This is a genomic window from Danxiaibacter flavus, from assembly GCF_041060425.1.
Classification (GTDB): domain Bacteria; phylum Bacteroidota; class Bacteroidia; order Chitinophagales; family Chitinophagaceae; genus Danxiaibacter; species Danxiaibacter flavus.
Map to the genome: position 1 here is coordinate 178,318 of NZ_JAULBC010000001.1, position 22,648 is coordinate 200,965.

A 22,648-nucleotide genomic window follows, 5' to 3' on the forward strand; every position below is an offset into this window, starting at 1 on the left:
ATTTCCTTTCATTTTTCCCGGTCAACTAATTGATTTTAAATCTCGTTTGTTCTTATGTATTATAATGTATATATGTGTGCGCATTGGCAAAGTCTTCAATCTTCAATTCTTCCCATGCATCGTAAACATTAGCTTATAAATACTATATTGCGCCATTAACAGTAAAGATAAGTATGGAAGGAGCCACCCCTGCGCGCAAAAACAGGTTGACTTTATTTATTATTCTAGCGTTGCTTGCCGGTATTATTCTTGGATTTATATTAAACACCACTTATGTTCATAAAGAAAATAAGCAGCTTGACAATCTTGAAGTAAAGATTGAGCAGATAAACACCAGCCTGAAAGGTGTGGACACCGGATCTGCAGCTTACAAACAACTTGAGGCAGAGAAAAAAGAGTTCAATAAAGAACGCACACCAATACTAACGGCCCGGGATAGTAAACTGGAACCGTTTTCCCTTATAGCTGATGTCTTTTTAAGACTGATTAAAATGATTGTGGCGCCGCTCGTGTTTTCTACACTGGTTGTGGGCGTCGCAAAACTGGGGGATATAAAATCTGTCGGCCGTATAGGTGGCAAAACGCTGCTATGGTTTTTGGGCGCATCATTCACCAGTCTTTTTCTTGGAATGTTGCTGGTAAACATATTTAAGCCGGGATTGGCCATGCACGTTCCCCTGCCAGAGGCTTCGGATTCTCCGGGAATTGAAAAAGTCGGCTTTTCTTTGAAGCAGTTTTTACATCACGTATTTCCTGCAAGCGTAATCGAATCAATGGCCACAAACGAAATATTACAAATTGTTGTGTTCTCTTTATTCTTTGGTGTAGCCACTGCAGCCATTGGTGAGCAGGGCAAAATTGTGATCAAGGCCTTTGACGCAATTGCGCATGTTATATTAAAAGTTACCAGTTATGTGATGAACCTGGCTCCGCTTGCCGTGTTTGGCGCCATGACAGCTATTATTGCAAAGCAAGGTCCCGGAATTTTAAAGACCTACTCCTTATTTATATTAGAGTTTTACCTGGGTTTACTTCTTTTATGGGGCATCCTGAATTTTGCCGGCTTCCTAATGGTCGGTAAAAGAATACTGAATCTTGCAAAAAGAATTAAAGAGCCGGTGTTACTAGCCTTTACTACTGCGAGTAGTGAAGCCGCATTTCCAAAAACCATGGATGAACTGCAGAAGTTTGGCTGTAAGGATAAGATCGTAAGTTTTGTACTTCCGCTGGGATATTCTTTTAATCTTGATGGCAGCATGATGTACATGACTTTTGCAGCATTGTTCATTGCCCAATCTTACGGAATACATCTTGATTTTGGCACACAATTAAGTATGTTACTCGTGCTAATGCTCACCAGTAAAGGTATTGCCGGCGTGCCCCGTGCGTCATTGGTAGTTATTGCCGGTACATTAGCCACTTTTAAAATTCCGGAGGCTGGTCTTGCATTATTACTTGGAATAGACCCCTTGTTGGATATGGGCCGAAGTGCAACAAATGTTGTAGGCAACAGCATTGCAGCGGCAGCGGTAAGCAAATGGGAAGGAGCGTTGGAAGAAGAGGAAGCGGTAGCTTATTAAGTTATGGTTTAGTTAAGAAGCACAATATAAATGATCTTGTTTCGGATTAAGTACATCGTACAGCTAAATTCGTACTCGTCATTCATGGAACTAATTTCACTAAAATAAACTTACTTATGCACGATTTTACTGAGTTCTTAAGGCAACTGATAGATCCCGTCTGGATTCATGAACATGGTGGTTTATATCTTGTGGCGCTGATCATCTTCGCGGAAACCGGTTTGTTTGTTGGCTTCTTTTTGCCCGGTGATTCGTTGCTGTTTGTTACAGGCATGCTGATTGCACAACATCAGGCTCCGTTCTTAAGCGATCCCGCGAACTTATTTTATTGGATCATATTAATATCTGTCTGCGGCATTATTGGAAACTTTGTAGGCTACTGGTTCGGCCGAAAATCAGGTCCGTTACTCTTTGAGCGAAGAGATACGCTGCTCTTTAAGCGTCGCCATATTGAGCAGGCAAAAGAATTTTATGAAAAGAAAGGCGGTACTGCCATTATTCTTGCCCGTTTTCTTCCTATCGTGAGAACATTTGCTCCAATTGTTGCCGGTGTTGTTGCTATGGATCGTAAAAAATTCCTTTTCTACAATGTTGTTGGTAGCATTGCATGGGTGGGAAGTATGATCCTGGCCGGATACCTGCTGGGTGAAGTTGCCTGGGTAAAAAACAATCTTGAAAAAATAATTATCGCGTTAATTCTGGTCACAACAGCTCCTGTACTGCTCAAAATGATCTTCGGGGGCAAAAAGAAAAAGGAAACTACTGTCTAAAACACCATTGCTTATATGAAGCAAAAATCTACGTCACTATTTAATATAGTGGTTATTGTTGCTGCCTTAGGTTATTTCGTTGACATTTTTGACTTACTGCTTTTCGGGATGATCCGTACTTCCAGTTTAAAAGACATTGGAATTACGACTAAAGAAGCCATCGAACGTTATGGACTGATGCTGGATAACTGGCAAATGACCGGAATGTTGGTCGGCGGACTTTTCTGGGGGATCCTGGGTGATAAGAAGGGACGGTTATCCGTATTATTTGGTTCCATTCTTACTTATTCTATAGCCAATATTTGCAATGGTTTTGTAAAGGATGTGCATGTTTATGCCATACTTCGCTTTGCCGCGGGATTCGGCCTTGCCGGAGAATTGGGCGCCGGAGTTACCATGGTGAATGAGGTACTTGACAAAGAAAAACGTGGACTGGGTACTGCTTTTGTTGCGGGAACTGGTATTCTCGGCGCTGTTGTGGGAGGCTTTGTTGTAAAATGGCTGGGCGACTGGCGTATGTGTTACTTTGTTGGTGGCGGCATGGGATTAATGTTATTGCTGCTGCGTATAGGTGTGCTTGAATCGGGCATGTATGACACAATGAAAAAGCAAGATGTAAAGAGAGGAAGCCTGTTGCTGATCTTTCAGAAAAAAGAACGCTGGACAAAATACCTGGCGGTGATACTGATCGCAATTCCCATCTGGTACATTATCCAGTTATATGCCAAGTATTCTCCTGAGTTAGCGGATGGCATGGGGCTTATTTTCAGTGATACAGACAGAAAAGCTGTTCCCATTAATGCCATTATGCTTGCTTATTTTGGATTGACACTGGGTGATTTTGCCTGCGGACTTCTGTCTCAGAAGCTAAAAAGCAGGAAAAAAGCAATCATCATTTTCATGTCGATGGCGATAACATTTATCGCATTGTTCTTTATTGTAGGAGCCACCAATAAGTACTTCTTTTATGCAGGTATAACTTTGCTCGGTTTTGCGGGCGGTTATTGGGCTGTGTTTATGAGTACTGCGGCAGAGTCATTTGGTACAAATATCCGTTCCACCGTTACGAATACTGCTCCCAATTTTGTTAGGGGGGCCGTAGTGTTAATAAACCTGATGTATGAATTTTTCAAGTATTCCATGCACTTCAATTCAGTATACGCCAATATTTTTGTAGGTATTATTGTTTTCACCGGTGGCATTTGGGCCTGGACAAAGCTGGAAGAAACATTTGGAAAGGATTTGGATTATGTGGAGGCGTAGGACGAGGTATCAGGTGTGAGGTATGAGGTATGAGGCGCAAAACTAGTAGTATAAATATCAAACAAGTTTTAGGCTTTAGGCTTTGGGCTTTAAGCTTCGACTTACAACGTACAACGTATCATGAAGTTTCTGATCATCCGCTTTTCTTCTATTGGTGATATTGTTTTAACAACGCCGGTTGTGCGTTGCCTGAAGCAGCAGGTGGAAGGTGCGGAAGTCCACTATCTTACCAAAAAAACTTTTAGCGGAATTCTCAAGACCAATCCACACGTTGATAAAGTGCACGAACTGGGCGACGACTGGGATGCAATGATTGCTGAACTAAAAGAAGAGCAGTTTGATTACGTTATCGATCTTCATCACAATCTTAGAACACTGCGCGTAAAGCGCGCTTTAAAAGTACAAAGCTTTTCCTTCGACAAATTAAATGTAGAAAAGTGGTTGTTTACTGCGCTTAAAATAAACAAGCTTCCAGATGTTCATATTGTAGACCGCTATATGGCCACAGTTTCTGCGTTCGGTGTAAACAATGATGGCCGGGGGCTGGATTATTTTATTCCCGGAACGGACGAGGTAGATATCAATGACTTGCCAACCAGTCATCACGCGGGCTTTATAGGTATAGTTATAGGGGCGGCGCTTAACACCAAAAAACTGCCTGTAGAAAAACTAAAAGAGCTGTGTATTAAAATCAAACACCCGATTGTTTTATTAGGAGGCCCTGAAGACAAAAACGATGGTGATGTAATTGCAGCTGTAGATGATGTAAAGATTTACAACGCCTGCGGCAAATTTAGATTGAATGAAAGCGCTGATCTTACGCGCAAAGCAAAATACATTATCACACACGATACAGGATTGATGCATATTGCATCCGCCTTTAACAAACCTGTTGTTTCCGTTTGGGGAAACACTGTTCCCGCATTTGGGATGTCGGCGTATTATGGCGAAAATGAAAACAAAGACACACGTTTCGAAATAGATCATCTAAGCTGCCGCCCTTGCAGTAAGATAGGCTACAAAAAATGTCCCAAAGGTCACTTTAAGTGTATGAATGATCAGAATATTGATATGATTGTGGAAAGGGTGGAGAAGGGGCTGAGGCGGAGGTAACCGATTAAGTCAAAATTCAAAATTCAAAAGTCAAAACTTTCAGTTCGATCCTTTTTTGGTTTATCGATCAGGTTTTGTTCTTAAGTCAATTTGTTTAAAGGACCATTATTTCATCTCAAAATAAAAAAGCCAAAATTCAAAAACTCGCACAAAGCTCTGTTTAAATTAGTAGAGCTGTCGCATCCGTTTTTTGAATTTTGACTTTTCCTGCTTGACTGATGTCAGTCAGGCGGGGAATTTTTATAGCGTTTTCAATACATCATTCATGCTTCTAACTGCATCTGCGCTTTTGTTGAAAGCTGCTTGTTCGTCGGCATTCAATTCAAAATCAAGGATTTTTTCCCAGCCATTTTTGCCGATGGTAACAGGAACGCCAAGACAAATATCTTTTTGTCCGTATTCGCCATCCAATGCTACACAACAAGTGAACAGTTTCTTTTCATCGCGCAAAATAGATTCAACCAAAGCTGCGCAAGCTGCTCCTGGTGCGTACCATGCTGAAGTCCCGATCAGTTTGGTAAGAGTAGCACCGCCAACCATTGTATCATTAACGATCTGCTGTTGTTGTTCTGCGCTTAAGAATTTAGTTACAGGTACACTGTTCCACGTAGCCAGTCTGATCAAAGGAATCATTGTAGTATCGCCGTGTCCGCCAACAACTACTGCGTTAAGATCAGCAGGGCTGCAACCTAAATGCTGGCTCAGTTGATATTTAAAGCGGCTGCTATCCAATGTACCACCCATACCGATAATGCGGTTTTTAGGTAAGCCTGTAGCTTGTAAAGCCAGGTAAGTCATTGTATCCATTGGGTTAGAAACCACAATAATGATAGCATTCGGAGAATATTTCAGAATATTTTCAGCAACGCCTTTTACGATACCTGCATTTACACCAATCAACTCTTCGCGGGTCATGCCTGGTTTACGAGGTAAACCTGAGGTTATAACTACTACATCACTACCTGCAGTTTTAGCATAATCATTAGTGCTTCCTACAATACGTGTATCAAAACCCAGCAATGCTGCTGTTTGCATCATATCCTGGGCCTTACCTTCTGCAATGCCTTCTTTAATATCTAATAAAACTAGTTCCTGGCAAAGCTCTTTCCTGGCAATATTATCGGCAGCGGTTGCTCCAACTGCACCGGCACCTACAACTGTTACTTTCATTTGATATAATTTATTGGATTGAAAAATTATTTTTTGCGCATCAAAGGTAGGGGTTGAGACTTTGTTTGAAATATGATTTTAGTGTTTATGCACGAGTTTTTCCAGTGTGTCAGGATCCGTCCCTTCAGGGTAAGACTGAAAGAATTTTCCTTTTTTATCATATACAGCCATAAACGGCGTGAATTTCACCTCAAAAAAGGATGGGATAAAATATTGCGGATCGCGGCCAAAGCGGATATTGCTGTATTGGCTGAGATTAAAATCGTCGGCAAATTTTTGAATCTGTGCCGGAGTAGCATGATAGGTAACCCAAACCATGAACACATCCTTCAGCTCATCCATCTTTTTAGAAAATGCATCAGCCGTAAGTTGGCAGTGGCCGCATTCCGGGTTAAAATAGACAAATAAAACAGTCTGATTTTTGGGAAGGTCAGCTTTGGTGAACCAGGAACTATCGCTCTGCATTATTTTAAATGCCGGGATGTTGGGATTTTTCTTGAACCCGGGAAGTGTGTCGTTTTTTTGGGAAAAGGTGTTGATTGCCAGCAGGCTGAAAAGCAGGATGAATGCGTATTTATTCATAAGCCATCGTGTATTTAAAGTGGGAGTGAAGGTAAGGCCTATAGCCTAAATGATGGTTAACAAAAATTAAATTTATGGGAAAAAACATACTGTTGCCGGAACGGTTCCGGCATTGATGAGTACTTCAATCCTTCAATGAAGCCGGTTGCGGGAACTGTCGAAATAAAAAATGAATAAAAGAGTTTTTTCGGGATGGTTCGTATTTGATCTCACATTTCGTAATAAGATCAAAAAGCAGACCCCGGTTGAAGCAGAGGTTCGTTAACTGCGCGCAGTTCGTCATTTCGTTTGAGTAGATAATAGAAAATAGCCGGTTTCGTACCGGCTATTTTTTGCTGAAAACTTTGTGTGACTTTGTGCTTCTCTTGTCTTTTTCTCTGTGTAGCCAAAAAAACATTCGATCAGGGCTTACCACTTCAAACTTATTTTTGTTCCCTCCGGATCATTTTCAAAGCTCAGATAAACTGTTTTCGAAGCGTTATCCCAGGAAGATTTTACATCTGCTATCTTATTTCCATTCTTATCAGTCAACAAAATTTCCGCTGGTTCTTTTGGTAATAGGATCCGCATGCTGTTGGTTGTGTTCAGCGGACTTTTGGAAACAAATGAATAGGAGCTAGCCTTAATAACTTCATCATAGACTCTTGATGCAGACGCAAGTACCTGCGGTTGCTTGTTCTCAAGCCTGCTGAGATTGTACAGCAGCGCTTGTTTTCCCGGTTCAACCGACCTGGATGTTAATACCGGCAATTTCGGATCGAACAGGTCGATTACCGGCTCATTAACAATGTAAGGTTTATTATCGGCATTTTCGTCTAATACAGAAATGATATCGTATGGTCCTCTTTTCAGATAGAAAGAATTTTTAAAGATCAATTTGCCCGCACCGGCATCCTGTTCAAATGCTTGCTTAACTGTATTTACAAACATGGAGTCGTTGGTCTGTTGCATAACAAACTCTTTAGGATCATCGCGAATAATATAAACAGTTCCTTTTCCTGCTTTGTATTTTCCTTGTGACGGGCTATTTATTTGTAGCAGTTTAAATAAATGTTCTGATGGAGCTGCGTAATGATTGTCTTTTGTATTCCACCATTCCATTACGGATTGATAAGGATCATTATCCTTACCGCAATAGATTAAAACACCACCACTTTTTACCCATTGTGCGAGTTGCTCGTGAACTTCTGCGGATAAAGGTTTCATGTTGGAATAGCTTACAATCAACACTTTGATATCTTTCAAAGTAGCAGTGTAAGCCAGGTTTTCCATGTGTACCGTTTCAACCGGAACTCCTCTCTTCAACAGTGGAAATGTTTGTCCGTAAAAATTCGAGAACTGGGGATCTTCAAAACCGTTGTGTGTTGGAAACCGCTGGAACATTAATGAATTTCCCATTAGAACACCGATACCTTTTGAACCGGATACACTATTGGAAGACAGCGGCATCTTGTTCAGCACATTGATCATCACCTGCATTTGGGTGGAATAGTCGCGGGGGATCAGCACTTTCTCATTACTGTTGGCTACCTTATAAGGATGCGTATAAATACGTTCAGGCCAGGGCATCACCTCATAATCAGCCACCATTGGATAAAGCAATTTTGCAGTAAAAGTTGCCTGGTAATTTTGCTTGTAATCTGCCCAATCACGCGGCCAGTCTTCTATAGGATCTGTAAGAAAATAAACTTTCCGCTTTGTCGGGGCGGTCATAGAAACCATCGATCCATATTCCAGAAATGCATTTTCAAAAACGCGCTCTTTCTTCAGTCCGTTGAAGTATGTAGGCTCTCTCGATGTGCCGGTCCACACCTGGGCGATGTACCCGTCAATTCCGGGAAGTGAAGCCAGGCTTGCTTCAGGGCTCACTATCTGCCAGGATGAATAATTCACCAGCGAATGCGTAGGAATGTACACTTTTACATGTAGTCCTTTAGTTTTTCCGTATTCTTTGGCATAAGAAGACACTTCTTTTATAGCGTTATAATATAACTGATACTTGAGCTTGCTGGAGAGGTAAGTATTTTCGGCACTTTCGTGTTGTGGCCTCCAGGGGAAGCCGTAATATTTTTGCCATTCCTGCTTAAATCCTTCACTGTAGCCGCCACGTGCCCAGAACTCAGGCTCTTCGAGGAATATTGATGTAATTCCGGCATCGATCACTTTTTTTACAACCCCTCTTTTCATATAGTCGATAAACGATGCGCCGGGTACAACATAGGGAATGTTTTTTCCATGCCAGATGGTATCTCCATTACGCGTTACCTGCCCATCACCCAAATGATTTTTTCCATCCCATTTTCCCAAAAAATAATCATCATAGCTGCCCCATGCTATGCCAGTCATGAATTGCACATTGTAGCCTTTCTCTCTCCAGGATTGTACTCTCTGCTCAAAGGTCATTCCCGGTCTGTCGCCTGCGCCATATACGATGGCGATATCTGAACGTACATCAATTTGTGGGATCCAGGGACTGCCCGTTTGAAAAGCAGTTTTTTCTTTACTAAGATGATTGGTAGTTGCTTTTTTTTGCGCCAGGCACAATACAAAAGCAAACGAAAAAGCAATGAGGAAAAAAGGCTTTCTCATGTTGGACTTATTTGGTTAATGTATTAAGTGGTGCCTAAAGATATGACCGATTGGCTAATATGTAATTGATTTTAAACCATATTGGCTTTTAGAAGTGTGGATGATTTACAAAGAAAGATCGCTTTTATTGGCTAAGCGTTGCAGGGTTATCAGATACCAGCACCGGCGTTTTGAGCCTGTTCTTGAGATTTTGTATGGGCTGTTCAAAGTATTTCCATGACAACGTAGCGATGATCATTAGCAGGCAAAAGTTTTCTGCCAAAAACAAGTAATGATTGTATTTGATACTGTCGGAGAAAGGTAGTTGCTTATTTAAATGAAAAAATGGCTTTTGCGTATAATAAAGGAGGATATGGTGAAATAAGTAAATGCCATAGCTCATTTTGCCCATCTGTATCAACGTTTTGTTCCGGAAAACAAAAGACCCATAAGTATTTTTGTTTCCGTTAATTGAAAAATAACTGATAATAAAGATTGTTATAATTGCAGCAAGTGTACGATTAGGTAAATAATAGAAGCCGCTGTAAAAAATATGGAGTAAGAGTGTTGAAGCACTTATAATGGCGGCAATAGTAATAAAGGGGTATGTTTTTACAAGTAATTCAGGCTTCACCATAATTACCCATGCTAGTAAAGCGCCCAGAGATAACGCGTCCAGGCAGGTGAAGGTAAGAATGGGAAAAAACTCCGGATTTTTACCAAAATACTGCGACACGACACCCGTCAGCAGAAACAGGCACATTACAAACGGCAATTTCCTAATGCTTACAAACAAAATTACCCAGGGCCATACAAGGTAGAATTGCTCTTCAACAGCCATTGTCCACAAGTGCGTAATCTGTCCCCAAACACCTGTTTGAAAAATGTGAATATTGCTGGTGAAAGTCAGGTAATATACGTAATCGATTTTTTCAAAATGATTCAAGAAAAACACGATCATCAGCAGTAGATAATATCCCGGAAATATGCGAAGTATTCGCTTGATGTAGAAGTTTTTGAAAATAACTTTTTTGCCGAAGCCAGCCCGTTCAGCTTTTAGTCTGTCTGAAATCAAAATTTTCGTTATTAAAAAGCCGCTGATGGTAAAAAAAATATTGGGTGCATTGATTGTCTCTGCTATATCATACAACAGCGTATCCTGGGGGAACCAGTGCGAGATAATTACAAGTAATATTGATAAAGCCCTTATGCTATCAAGTTGGGGTATATATTTCATCGTACGGCAAGCTGCTTTTTCGTTTGCAATAAGGTTGTGTCAGCACAAATTGATAAGCTGGTTAAAAAGTAAACCAAAAAAATTACATTGTCAATGCCCGATATTGTGCTGTAATGAAATTTTCGGTGAAGTCAAACCAAATTTTCGGTGATTTCTGCGTATAGAAGTGAAGAGCGAGAGTGGTATAGGGATCTCATTTAAATAAAAACCGGCAGGAGCATTAAATTGAGGCTTGTTGTAATTCACCGGGCACAAAAAAACCGCAGCTATGCTACGGTCTTTTATCTGGAGTACGTTTGATTATTCACCCACTACTTCAAATTCAACTTCGGTAGTGTTGTTGTTACCGAAATCGATAGAAGCTTTGTATGTGCCTAATTCTTTCACTTCGTCAACAATAGAGATGCGTTTGCGATCAATATCGTATCCTTTCTGATCACGGATGGCGCGAGCTATTTGTAAAGCTGTAACGCTACCAAAGATTTTACCGCTGGTACCGGTTTTAGCACCGATTTTAAGAGGAGATTGACCTAATACGTTGATCACACTCTTAATTTCAGCCAGCATAGCAGCTTCTTTCTTAGCCTTAACTTTCAGCTTTTCCTGCAGTTGCTTTAAGTTAGAAGGGTTAGCTTCTACAGCAAACTTTTGAGGAATTAAATAGTTACGTGCATAACCATTTTTTACGTTTACCAGTTCATTCGCCTGGCCCAGGTTATCTACATCCTGAATTAAGATTACTTGCATTTTGTTCTTGTTTTAGTTCCCAAGAGCCCAATCTTGTTAAGATTCAGACTGTCATCAGGCTGCCGCCGGAATTAGGGATGGTTACTAAGAAGTTTTACGTTGTACGTTATAAGTTTTACGTGAGTTGCCTAATTTTCGAAAGCGTCACAAATGGTGACTTCTACTACTTGGGAAACGTACAACGTATAACTTAAAACGTATAACTTTTTCTTATTTCAAAAGATCTGTTACGTAAGGTAACAAACACATCTGACGAGCTTTTTTCACAGCATCAGATACTTTACGCTGATATTTTAAAGAGTTACCAGTTAAACGGCGAGGTAACAATTTACCCTGTTCGTTAACGAATTTCTTTAAGAAATCAGTGTCTTTGTAATCTACATACTTGATACCGTACTTTTTAAAGCGGCAGAATTTCTTCTTGGGCTTCTCAGTTTTAATCGCGGTCAGGTACTTAATTTCATTTGCTTTTGCCATGGTTTAAGCCTCCACTTTTTCGGTTCCTGTAGAAACGCCACTTCTCTTCTTAGCATTGTACTCAACGGCGTATTTATCAAGTACAGTAATCATGTGACGCATTGGATTGTCGTCACGTAAAAGCTGAATTTTCAGCTTCTCATTGAAGTTGGATGGCGCACTGTATTCCAGAACCCAGTAGATACCTGTGGTTTTTTTCTGGATAGGATACGCCAGTGATTTTAATCCCCAGGGATTGCTGTGCACAATGCTTCCACCGTTTTCGGTAATGAAATCAGTGTACTTTTTCTGAGCGGCTTTGAACTCGTCATCAGAAAGCACAGGGGTAAAAATCACCATCAATTCATAATTGTTCATTATTCCCTGATTTTTGGTAAAAAAATAAATTTGGGCTGCAAAGGTAGTAAAATAAAGGATTTGAACAGCATTTCAGCTAATTTTCTTGAGGAATAAAAGGGCTGATATTTTTGAAAGATACCTTCCTGAGAACCAGCATTATGTAAAGCAAACCATTGATAAATGCTAATTCTATGGTGTTCCAACCCTGCACAATACAATGTGTATTAAGTACATATACTAAGAAATTTTTTTTAGATCATTCTTTGTGGATTGAAAAATTTATCTACATTTAACAAATGTTTCGCTAAGAAATAACATAGCCAACATAATCTCAACGGTCCTCTTCGATTGCTATTTTCTTGAACCTCACCTCGTTCTGATGGTGGGGTTTGTTTTTTGTAGCTGTCAGCTATCAGCTATTAGCTGTCAGCTAGAACTGCCACGGTCGGTGCGCAACGCATAATCGAAAAGGCTTGTTCACTTTAATAATTGGTTTAGGTTTTTGATGTAAGGCAAAAAAGAAACCGCAAAGAAACGGGCCGAAATTCATTGCCCGGTCTTTGTGGTTTTAATTTAATGTTATGTTTGGAAGACTGACTATTTAAATCCAAGCAACTCTACATCGAAGATGAGTGTGCTGTTTGGTCCGATCTGGGCACTAACTTGTCTATCGCCATAGCCCAAATGTGGTGGTATAAAAAATCTGAATTTGCTGCCAACGGGCATTAACTGTAAGCCTTCAGTCCAGCCTTTGATAACCATATTTAATGGAAAAGAAGCTGGAGTGCCACGTTTTACTGAGCTGTCAAATACAGTTCCGTCGACCAATGTGCCATGGTAGTGGCAAGTCACGGTATGTGTGGGAAATGGTTTATCACCGTCACCCATTGTAAGCACTTCATACTGCAAACCGCTTGGTAATTCAGTTACGCCTTCCTTTTCTTTATTTTTTGCAAGAAAATCCTGGCCCTCTTTCAGATTGGCTGCAGCTTTCTCTGCCTTTAGCTGTGCTAATTTGTCTGATACGCTCATAAACTATTTTTTGCGAAGATAGCCTGCATTTCAGATAACCAAAATTTTAGGGGCGAAGAAGGTTAATCGCTAAACAGCGTTCATCTGGCGCCGAGATTAGATACATCGTCCTTTCCGAAAATCAGCCATTCACTTGTAGCTGATTGCTGCCAGTTTGTATTTCCTTCAACTATTCCGCTTTTTCTTCTTACAGTTTTGTCAACTGCCGCGTTGTCATTTCCCGCAATTGTCCATGATTTTCCAGGATTAATACCAACCTCTCCAAATACATCAATCACCGTTCCATTCTTCTCAAGCGTAATAGCATCATTGCCGGTAAAGTTGCATACATCGGATATATAAGCAATTACGCCGGGAGGAAGAATCGCTTTGGCCGAAGGATGTTTTATTACGATGATTCCGTTAGGAGCCAACGATGGGGTTCGTATCAACGTATCGAGCTTTGAGCTGCTTTTTGCTTTTACAGCACCATTCAGGTACAATCGAACAATGTATTTTGAGAGATCTGCAGAAGTACTGCTTGCATTATAAATTTCAAGGTATCGGTTATATGAGCTTCCCTCAATGTATTCTGAAATAATAAGATCTGCCCTGGTAACCGGAACCGGAAGGGTTGAGTCAACATCTCCCATATTTCTAATCATCAGCGTTTGTTCCTGGTTAACAGATAGCGCTGCGCCGGTTATTGATTTTAGTTGTGTCTGCGGATAAGGTTGATCTACAAATTTTGCTGTTGACAAAGCAAAATGCCTGAGTGTTGCGTCCTGGCTGGTTAGTGTTAAAAGGCCATTCCATTGTTTGTTTGTTTTGTCGCTGATTGTTGTGTTAGGCAGAGTGATCAACGTTGCTTCCCGGTTTTTGAAATTATTGACTAATTCTGAAATGCTGGTAACGCGTGCTGTAATCTGGCCTGTCCCGGTTTTTACTGCATTTTGCAAAGGCACATCACATACCTGCAAACCATAATTTTTATTATCAAGCGTGAGGTTGGAGATATTGATTTCAACTTCGTCTCCACAAGAATAATTATGTGCTGCTGTAAAATGAATAACGATCCCACAAAGATTATCTCCCTGCTGGATCACCAGTTTATCATCTTCAAAATTGCCATTGCTTTTGTCTGTTATTACAATGCCTTTTATTTTTTTGCCGTCCGGTATTGTGACGGGTGCAGTTTGATACATTGCCCGCAGATCTGCGATGTTTAAAGATGCGAGGGTAGTACTATTGCATCGTTTGCCTGTAAATTGTATATCTGAAGTGTCACGTATTAACAATTGCTTTGTCGCACCAAAAATCGAGTAAATGGCTGTGATGCTTCCTTTGCCAGATGCGGCTTTAATTCCACAGAAATCGGCATAGCTGCTGTTGCGCAATGTAATGCTGCTGCCTGCACAATTCTTAATCGTAAAATTTCTGGCGGATGAAGCAAGTGAAACATCCCCGTACGTTTTTGATGTATCTGCCGGTGCAAACTGAAAATCTTCCAGCTTAATCAACATACTTTGAAAATCTTCTGTCAGTTGATCAACTGTAACAAGTATTGGCTCAACTGTATTTCCTAAACTTCCTTTAACGACATACTTATTGAAAAGAATGGAGGGGATAGGTGTAACGGCGAGAGCGGCCGGATTGCTATTGTCTTTCCCGGCACCTATCTGCAGCATTCTGTTATAATCGCCAATGAACAAACCTTTCAGTCGCACAAATACTTTTCTTCCAATAGGGTAATCTGTATACAAGTTACTGCCATCCATTTTTATCACAATGCCTCCCGTTTCGTCCTGAATGGTTATTTGCTTATAGAAATTTCCGCTCTTGTCATCTGCAGTTACAATGCCGCTGATTATCTTATCGTCAGTTATGGCTTCAATGTTATTGTATGCATGAATCTCTCTCAATTGCCTGATGGTAAAATTTGCAGTTATGGTTTCAATTTCAGATGTAGGTGGTTCGTCAAATTTTTTATTGCAACAGAAACTGGCAGTAGTAGCCAACACAAAAAATAACAGAATTTTTTTCATGTAGATGGGTTTAGTGGTAACTAAAATATGAAAGCTGTACTTAAGAAATACATCCTTCCGAAGGCGTGATAGTATTTGGATGGAAATTTGTTAACGTCTCTGTCCGCTGCATCAAAACGAAGCTGTTCATATCCTCCGGAGATAAGATGCTGATTATCCAGCAGATTGTTTACACTGGCATAAAATACCAAAGCTTTGCTCTTTTTATGTCTATTCCTCAGCGACAAAGTATATCCTGCAAAAGCGTCGATGGTAAATCGAGGTAAAGTTTTTTCCTGATCAATAATTGAATGGAATAGTTTGTCATCATTGCCCAATCCGTCAACTGTTGAAGTTGTCCTTCTTAAGGGGTTAAAACTGATCCACGACTGATCAAAATAATTTGCAGTTGCAGTAATAAACCAGTTGTGTTGTGACCGATACGCAAGGCCTGCGCTATAAGCTTCCTGGGGCGTTGATGCTACTCTGAATCCATTGGTATAAATGGTAGTTTCTTCCAGGATTGTTGTTGTGTTGTCAGCGGTAACGATTGCTTTTTGCCTGCCGTTGTAATAATAACGGCCCAGGGCTGCCGCAGCATTGAATGAAACGTTTTTTGATAATTTGATGTCCACACCAAGCTCACTTCCAAAATGCACTTCATTAATGTTTTTAAGAGAATAGTTGACAAAGCACTTGAATTCGTCATGATAAAAACGCAATACATCCATTCCCCGGTTGATGGTTGTATAGTAACCTTTTAATCTTATTTTGGCTGCAGGTGCATTAAGAACATATCCGGCCTCCGCAGCTTGTATTTCCTTTGAAGAGATATCCGTTTGAATTTGATTTCTTGTCGCGGGCGAGATAAATACATCTTCCATGTAGGGCGCTTTTGTAAGCCATGAACCATTTACGAAAAAATAATTTCTCCCGTTTATTTTATATGTGATTCCGGCTTTAACGGCACCATTTAGAAAAGTATTCGTTACAGACTTGCCAAATGAGTTATCAGCAAATAAGCCATTGCGGACATTCCCATTTCTATAAAACCGGGTGAATGAAAAATCACCTGCGACAAAAAAATCGATATGATTGAATTTAAATAACAACTGCATCCATTCAGATCCTTTGGATATGTGCATGTTGTAGTCATAGCCAAATTTGTTATTTGCATATAGTATTCTGTTAGGATGGGTAATATCATTTTGAATTGCGTTTTGATTGGTGTTGTATTCGGATTGGGCAAATTGATTGAGATTTACATAGAAATCGCCACCCAGTAGATCATTGACCGTCTTATAATAATGGTTTATCTGCAATTGATATTCCAGTCCCGCAATCAATGCGAGGTGCCTTCCGACAGAAGTATTGATCGTTGAATTAAAGACGAATCGCTTGCTGTCATTCACACGATTCTCAACAATGTAGTTTGAGCGTTTGCCAGCTATATTATTTCCTTTAATTCCGTTCGCGTCGTGAACCGTTTCAAACGAGTTGCGGTTAACATCATAGAAACGTTGCCAGTTTATCTGACGGGCATTTTCATCATTACTTAAGCGTTCCTGGATTTCCTGATATAGCGTCGAATCAGACTGGTAATACGACGGAAGATATTTATAGTAGTCAGGCCGCGGATCCGGTGCATTGTACCAGTCGATGCCGGTGTTGATCCTTTGTCCGATCGATACTCCTGCAGCTGTAACAAGCGATGTTGTATTGTTTAGGCGGAGGTCATGTGTGAGTATCGCATAGGGTTGATGGATGAATGATTCATTTGCATTTCTTTTTTTACCATTTTGATAACCCCAATAGGGATTGTAATAATTTGTTTTTGCCAGCAGCTGCATTTCATTAACAGAGGCTCCTTGACGCCCGGTTGTTGTAGGCGCACCAAAAACTATCACCGAGAGAAGTTGATTGTTGCCGATTCTTTTGTCAATACCAATATGGTAGCTGCTGCTATAATAATAGGTTCCCGGTACGTATCCTTCTGTTGCATACCGGTAACTGCCTGACAAAGAGAATGCCCAACCTTTTGAATTAAACCCTGTATTATGTGTAAAACTAATCCTGTGTTGATATGACCTGTTGCTATAGGAATACCCTACAAGCGTCTGCCTGCGTTGTTTACTTGCTCTCGCATCAATGAAAGTAGTTGTGCCAGGCTCTCCAAAACAGAAAGTGTTTGGAGCAAATCCGACAGAAACATCTTTGCTGCGCATCACATCATTTAATCCGCTCCACGATGAAAATGCGATGATTCCGTTATCCGCGTTGTTCATCGGAATGCCATTCATATACAAGGATGAAAGATCCGCGGAATAACCGCGCATCCTAAATCTGGCTATGTTGAAATTGAATGAAGCAGCATTTAAAAAAGGATCGCGACCTGCAGTTAGGAGAGAAGCAACATTGCAGGATGAGCTTTCTGAAACATTGTCGTCATCTAATTCAATGGCTGTATTGTCTACCGCGAGTTGTAGGTCCTCAAGCGTTAAAGAGTCTTTCATCATCATTTCTTGCCCCTGGACAAAAACTGGCAAGACGACTAATGAAAGAACAAATAGTTTTTTCATCATGTGGTTTATGGGTTGGTAAATAAAGAGTAAATATATGAATTTTAAATAAATTAAATATATTTGTAATCTTATGAAGCCTAGCATATTGTGGGTCTTAACCCTTTTACCCTTGATTTCCCTTTGTCAGCCGAACTATAAACGTGCCGTCGTTGGCTTTTATAATCTCGAGAATTTTTATGACACAGTAAACAATCCGGCTATTAATGATGATGAATTTCTGCCAGACGGCCCTCGTCGTTACAATACTTCTGTTTACAGAGATAAGGTTGAAAAATTAGCAACCGTAGTTGCCAGGTTAGGGAAAACATTTTCTATTGATGGACCTGCTTTTCTCGGCGTTGCGGAAGTGGAGAATGATACTGTTTTAAATGATCTGGTTCGTCATCCATTTATACGCGAAAGAGATTACCGTTTTGTTCATTACGATTCAAAGGATCAAAGAGGAGTTGACGTTGCCTTGTTGTACAATCCCGGATATTTTGATATGCAACAAAGTTTTAAACTGAATGTGCAATTACCAGGTGGATCTAAAGAGTCTGCTTTTACGAGAGATGTTTTGTGGGTGAAAGGACTTTTGTTTGGAGAAGAAGTGCATGTATTTGTTAATCACTGGCCGAGCAGGCTGGGTGGTGAGGCGAGGAGCGAACCCGCGAGAATCGCTGCGGCGAATGTAAATCGCCAGATCATCGATTCTTTGTTACAATCAAATGCAGACTGCAAGATTATCGTGATGGGTGATTTGAATGATGATCCTGTTAACAACAGTGTCACAAAAGGGTTGCGGGCGAATGGTCATGCAAACGCGCTGCGGGCCGGTGAACTATATAATCCCTGGCTGGAAAAATACAGAAAAGGTATCGGTACGTTAGCTTATCAGGATGCCTGGAGTTTGTTCGATCAGATTATTCTTTCACAAGGTTGGTTAAACCAGCAGCAAGATGGAATTTTCTTTTATAAGGCGCATGTATTTAATGAATCCTTTTTAACCGAAAATATTGGTAAGTACAAAGGTTATCCCATGCGTACCTGGGACGGCCTCAGTTATCGCGGTGGATACAGCGATCATTTTCCTACCTATGTTGTTATTCTGAAAAAAGCGAACTAGGGATTTGCACGGATCAAATTATTTTTTATTACACTGAGAAAAGACAAAAAGGAGAGACTAAGCGTCACTGAGTTTTTGCTCACGGTCATTTTCAATTCTCCATTTTCAATTGTCAATTATTCTTCCCGCTTACTCCCCAAAGTTTCTTTAATATTGCGCACGCGGTTCGCGGGCCTTACCCCGGATTTGCTCTAAAAACGTGAAGGATGAAACATTTGCCCATCAATCCAAAATTATTTGTCGAGAACAGGAAGCGTTTTGTAAAGGAGATGCTGCCCTCAAGTATTGCCATATTCAACAGTAATGATGAATTTCCGTCCAATGGAGATGCATTACACCCATTTGTTCAAAATAGTGATCTGTATTGGCTTTCCGGTGTTGAACAGGAAGATACCATGGTAATTTTGTATCCCGATGCAAAAGATCCAAAATATAAAGAAGTGCTGGTATTGGTAAGACCAAATGAACTAAAGGAAAAATGGGATGGCAAAAGACTTCGTGCAAAGGAAGCAACAGAAATTACGGGCATACAAACCGTTGTCTGGCTGGACCAGTTGGATAGCGTTTTGCAAACCTGGATCCACCAGGTTGATAACATCTACTTGAACACAAACGAAAATGATCGCAAGTCCGTGCGAATAGAAACCCGTGACTATCGCTTTATAAAGGAAATGCGTGACCGTTACCCGTTGCATACATTTCAGCGCAGCGCGAAAATTATGAATAAGCTTAGGGCAATAAAAACGCCGCTTGAAATAGAAGTGATGCAAAAGGCAATGGACATAACCGAAAAGACGTTCAGGCGACTGTTACAGTTTATTAAGCCCGGTGTAATGGAATATGAAATAGAGGCAGAAATATGGCATTCGTTCCTGAGCAACAGAAGCAGCAGGCCGGCCTATGGAAGCATTATCGCCAGTGGAGACAGGGCTCGAACACTGCATTATGTTTTTAATAACGAGGAATGCAAAGACGGAGAACTGGTATTGATGGATTTTGGGGCGTTATATGGTGGATACGCAGCCGATTTGACCAGGACTGTTCCGGTCAGTGGTATATTCACAAAACGGCAGAAAGAAGTATACAACGCATGTCTTCATCTGCATAATTATGCAAAAAGCATTCTGAAGCCAGGGATCAATCTTGCAGACTATACCGAGAAAGTCGGTACGGAAGCAAATAATACCTTTATAAAGATTGGGTTGTTGACCAAGGGCGATGTAAAAAATGAGGACAAAGAAAACAGGGCGTTCCGCAAATATTTGTATCACGGGATTTCCCATCACCTCGGCATAGATGTGCACGATTTGGGCACCAAGACAGAACCACTAAAAGCTGGAATGGTGTTAACTGTAGAGCCCGGTATCTATATTGAACAAGAACAGATTGGCATTCGTATAGAAAACAATGTGTGGCTGACAAGGAGCGGCAATGTAGATCTAATGAAGAACATTCCTATTACGGCTGAAGACATCGAGGCGCTAATGAAACGCTAGGGGAGAACGGTAATGAATCCGACGGTTTTAATAAAAATGAAGTAAGTTTAAAATTGGGTACTTCCTAACCGTATTAAATAAAAAGAAACAACACGAGCTGTCTCGACAATTAGCTCTAAGCTTTGGGCTTTGAGCTTTCAGCTTAAAAAACGTACAACGTATAACGTAAAACTTACAACTTATTAGCGCATGAAGCAAATTCCTAACCTGTTTACACTTTTAAATCTTTTTCTCGGTTGCATTGCCATTGTTTGTGTGTTGCAATCAGGTATAACGCTTGTTGATGATGTGAATGGCGGTTTTGCTTCCGTAATTCCCGAAAAGATTTACCTGGCTTCTATATTTATTGCCGCTGCCGGCATAGTAGATTTTCTGGACGGATTTGTCGCCAGGCTGATGAAGGCATCATCTGAAATGGGGAAGCAACTGGATTCTCTTGCAGATGTGGTGAGCTTTGGCGTGGCTCCGGGAATGATCATTTTTCAGTTTCTGAGGCTTTCTTTTGCACAACAACCAGGCGGCCTGGATGTTTCTGCTGCCTGGCTGCTTCCGGCATTTATTATCCCCTGTGCCGGAGCATATCGCCTCGCCCGGTTCAATATCGACACCGAACAAAGCTATGGTTTCAAAGGGATGCCAATTCCGGCTGCGGGCTTATTAATCGCTTCCTTTCCTTTGATTTACTGGTTCTCTGACCAGGAATGGATTATACGTTTACTGGTGAATAAATGGTTCCTTTACGGCGTAATTGCTGTAGTCAGTTACCTGATGGTGTCAACTTTGCCAATGATGGCCTTAAAATTTAAAAATGCGTCTTTAAAAGACAACTGGCCCAAGCTGGTATTGGTTATCGCAGCCATTATTTGCGCGCTTTTATTCCATTGGCTGGCAGTTCCGCTTGTCTTTATTGTGTATATCGCATTATCTTTGGCGCTCAAATAACAAAAGCAGCAGCTATGACCTATAACGTTCAGATTAAAGTAATGCCCCTAAAAGATTTATTGGACCCACAGGGAAAAGCCATTTTAGGTGGATTAAATAACCTGGGAATCAACACAATACAGGATGTTCGCGTGGGAAAACACATCACCCTGCAAATTGATGCTGCTTCAGAAGAAGAGGCTCGCAAGGCTGCAGATGAAGCCAGCAAAAAGCTGTTGGCAAATCCTGTAATGGAGTTCTACGAAATCGAATTTGTTAATTAAGTTGGAATACAGTTTTACGTTATACGTTATAAGTTGTACGTGCCCGTGATCAGTCGGAATTCTTTAAGGAGTTTTCATCAGATCCAATTTTAAGCGTATTTCTTGATTTGCACAACTGCAAGAAACGTATAACGTATAACTTACAACTTACTACGTAAGTCATGCTATACCTCGTTCCCACACCTCTTGGAAATTTAAAGGATATTACATTCAGGGCGCTCGAAGTATTACAAAGCGTTGACGTTATCTTATGCGAGGATACCCGGACCTCATCCAAACTGCTCAATCATTACAATATCCACAAACCCTTAGCTCCCTATCATCAGCATAATGAACACAAGGTTGTACAACATTTAACGGATCAACTGGAAGCTGGCAAAACAATGGCGCTTATTACAGATGCAGGCACGCCTGCAATTTCTGATCCCGCATTTTTGCTGGTGCGTGAATGTGTAAGGCGGAATGTAAAAGTTGAATGCCTGCCCGGAGCTACAGCTTTTGTTCCTGCTCTCGTTAATAGCGGCCTGCCAATCAACAGATTTGTTTTTGAAGGATTTATCCCGCAGAAAAAAGGCAGGCAAACATTGCTCAAACAACTTGCTACCGAACCCCGCGCGATGGTTTTTTATGAAAGCCCGATGAGGCTGGTAAAGACTTTATCAGAGTTTACCGAATATTTTGGTGCGGACCGGCAATGCAGTGTTAGCAGGGAGTTAACAAAGATGTTTGAAGAAACAAAAAGAGGTACTTTGCACGAAGTTTGCCAATATTTTGCGCAGAAAGAAGTTAAGGGTGAGATTGTTATAGTTGTACAGGGACTTGACCGATGAGACGTTTTCCGAAATAAACCTACATGAAAAAAGTACTATCTCTTATTGCACTTGTGTTGTTATCTCTATCTGTTGTAAGTGCGCAGCTCAGGAAAATTCCTTCCGAAGTTACCAATGCATTCAAAGAAAAATATCCTGATGCAACCAGTGTATCATGGAAAGATAAAATCACCGTATTTCAGGTGTCGTTTATAAATTATGGATTGGAAATGAAAGCTGACTTTTCTTCCAATAACGGCTGGCAGGAAACTTCGATAAAAAGATCATTCGATCAACTGCCACATGAAGTGCAGGACGGATTAGATAAAAGTAAATACAATGGTTGGACGCATGGGGCGTTTTATTCTGAAATACAAAAAAAAGATAACACTGTCTGGTTTCGCATTTATGTCGAAAAGAGTGCGTTACAAAAGAGATATCTTTTCTTTAATGACCAGGGGCAGCTTGAACGGGAATCAATAACGATGTAATGTGATCCATGCAACTCAGAGATCAGAACATCAGAAATCTACTATATTTGGCGTTTGCAGCAGGATTTAAATCTTTTAT

Annotated in this window: 20 protein-coding genes; 10 read left to right on the top strand and 10 right to left on the bottom strand. The window is 40.7% G+C overall.

What is annotated here, in order from left to right; genetic code table 11:
* The first annotated feature begins 173 nt into the window (after positions 1-173).
* From QTN47_RS00650 to QTN47_RS00665, 4 genes are all read left to right on the top strand, one after another.
* Entirely contained in the window at positions 174-1,580 is a 1,407-nt protein-coding gene (locus tag QTN47_RS00650) for a dicarboxylate/amino acid:cation symporter (protein ID WP_369327368.1), read from the top strand.
* Between the two features lie 116 nt (positions 1,581-1,696).
* A complete protein-coding gene (locus QTN47_RS00655; RefSeq protein ID WP_369327369.1) occupies positions 1,697-2,350 on the top strand; it encodes a DedA family protein in 654 nt (217 codons plus the stop codon).
* Between the two features lie 15 nt (positions 2,351-2,365).
* Complete coding sequence (locus QTN47_RS00660; RefSeq protein ID WP_369327370.1) at positions 2,366-3,613, top strand: MFS transporter; 1,248 nt, start codon at positions 2,366-2,368, stop codon at positions 3,611-3,613.
* A gap of 120 nt (positions 3,614-3,733) precedes the next feature.
* Positions 3,734-4,726, top strand: coding sequence for a glycosyltransferase family 9 protein (locus QTN47_RS00665; RefSeq protein ID WP_369327371.1), 993 nt, complete (start codon positions 3,734-3,736; stop codon positions 4,724-4,726).
* A gap of 240 nt (positions 4,727-4,966) precedes the next feature.
* Here QTN47_RS00665 and mdh read toward each other — a convergent pair whose 3' ends face one another.
* From mdh to QTN47_RS00715, 10 genes are all read right to left on the bottom strand, one after another.
* Positions 4,967-5,896 carry a malate dehydrogenase gene (gene mdh, locus QTN47_RS00670; RefSeq protein ID WP_369327372.1) on the bottom strand — a complete coding sequence of 310 codons (930 nt, stop codon included), beginning with the start codon at positions 5,894-5,896 and terminating at the stop codon, positions 4,967-4,969.
* 78 nt (positions 5,897-5,974) lie between these two features.
* Positions 5,975-6,478: a TlpA family protein disulfide reductase gene (locus tag QTN47_RS00675; protein ID WP_369327373.1), complete on the bottom strand. Its 504-nt coding sequence runs from the start codon at positions 6,476-6,478 to the stop codon at positions 5,975-5,977.
* A gap of 408 nt (positions 6,479-6,886) precedes the next feature.
* The gene (locus QTN47_RS00680; protein ID WP_369327374.1) at positions 6,887-9,067 is read right to left on the bottom strand and encodes a type 1 glutamine amidotransferase family protein; all 2,181 of its coding nucleotides are present in this window, start codon (positions 9,065-9,067) and stop codon (positions 6,887-6,889) included.
* Positions 9,068-9,191: 124 nt separating this feature from the next.
* The gene (locus tag QTN47_RS00685) at positions 9,192-10,283 is read right to left on the bottom strand and encodes an acyltransferase family protein (RefSeq protein ID WP_369327375.1); all 1,092 of its coding nucleotides are present in this window, start codon (positions 10,281-10,283) and stop codon (positions 9,192-9,194) included.
* 300 nt (positions 10,284-10,583) lie between these two features.
* Positions 10,584-11,030 (bottom strand): 50S ribosomal protein L9, encoded by a 447-nt coding sequence (rplI, locus tag QTN47_RS00690; protein ID WP_369327376.1) that lies wholly within the window; start codon positions 11,028-11,030, stop codon positions 10,584-10,586.
* Positions 11,031-11,240: 210 nt separating this feature from the next.
* The gene (gene rpsR, locus QTN47_RS00695) at positions 11,241-11,507 is read right to left on the bottom strand and encodes a 30S ribosomal protein S18 (RefSeq protein WP_369327377.1); all 267 of its coding nucleotides are present in this window, start codon (positions 11,505-11,507) and stop codon (positions 11,241-11,243) included.
* 3 nt (positions 11,508-11,510) lie between these two features.
* Positions 11,511-11,864, bottom strand: a complete 354-nt coding sequence (gene rpsF / locus QTN47_RS00700) for a 30S ribosomal protein S6 (RefSeq protein ID WP_369327378.1) — start codon at positions 11,862-11,864, stop codon at positions 11,511-11,513.
* Positions 11,865-12,443: 579 nt separating this feature from the next.
* On the bottom strand, positions 12,444-12,878 hold the full coding sequence (locus tag QTN47_RS00705; RefSeq protein ID WP_369327379.1) for an FKBP-type peptidyl-prolyl cis-trans isomerase: 435 nt from the start codon (positions 12,876-12,878) through the stop codon (positions 12,444-12,446).
* An 80-nt stretch (positions 12,879-12,958) separates the two neighbouring features.
* Complete coding sequence (locus QTN47_RS00710; protein ID WP_369327380.1) at positions 12,959-14,902, bottom strand: DUF5689 domain-containing protein; 1,944 nt, start codon at positions 14,900-14,902, stop codon at positions 12,959-12,961.
* A gap of 20 nt (positions 14,903-14,922) precedes the next feature.
* Complete coding sequence (locus tag QTN47_RS00715; protein WP_369327381.1) at positions 14,923-17,463, bottom strand: TonB-dependent receptor; 2,541 nt, start codon at positions 17,461-17,463, stop codon at positions 14,923-14,925.
* Positions 17,464-17,533: 70 nt separating this feature from the next.
* Here QTN47_RS00715 and QTN47_RS00720 point away from each other — a divergent pair, with 70 nt between their 5' ends.
* The 6 genes from QTN47_RS00720 (at position 17,534) to QTN47_RS00745 (ending at position 22,569) form a co-directional block, all read left to right on the top strand.
* Positions 17,534-18,568: an endonuclease/exonuclease/phosphatase family protein gene (locus tag QTN47_RS00720; RefSeq protein WP_369327382.1), complete on the top strand. Its 1,035-nt coding sequence runs from the start codon at positions 17,534-17,536 to the stop codon at positions 18,566-18,568.
* 206 nt (positions 18,569-18,774) lie between these two features.
* Complete coding sequence (locus QTN47_RS00725; protein WP_369327383.1) at positions 18,775-20,064, top strand: aminopeptidase P N-terminal domain-containing protein; 1,290 nt, start codon at positions 18,775-18,777, stop codon at positions 20,062-20,064.
* Between the two features lie 189 nt (positions 20,065-20,253).
* Positions 20,254-21,006 (top strand): CDP-alcohol phosphatidyltransferase family protein, encoded by a 753-nt coding sequence (locus QTN47_RS00730; protein WP_369327384.1) that lies wholly within the window; start codon positions 20,254-20,256, stop codon positions 21,004-21,006.
* Positions 21,007-21,020: 14 nt separating this feature from the next.
* Complete coding sequence (purS, locus tag QTN47_RS00735) at positions 21,021-21,269, top strand: phosphoribosylformylglycinamidine synthase subunit PurS (RefSeq protein WP_369327385.1); 249 nt, start codon at positions 21,021-21,023, stop codon at positions 21,267-21,269.
* Between the two features lie 161 nt (positions 21,270-21,430).
* Positions 21,431-22,099, top strand: a complete 669-nt coding sequence (gene rsmI / locus QTN47_RS00740) for a 16S rRNA (cytidine(1402)-2'-O)-methyltransferase (RefSeq protein WP_369327386.1) — start codon at positions 21,431-21,433, stop codon at positions 22,097-22,099.
* 23 nt (positions 22,100-22,122) lie between these two features.
* The gene (locus QTN47_RS00745) at positions 22,123-22,569 is read left to right on the top strand and encodes a PepSY-like domain-containing protein (protein ID WP_369327387.1); all 447 of its coding nucleotides are present in this window, start codon (positions 22,123-22,125) and stop codon (positions 22,567-22,569) included.
* The last annotated feature ends 79 nt before the right edge of the window (positions 22,570-22,648 follow it).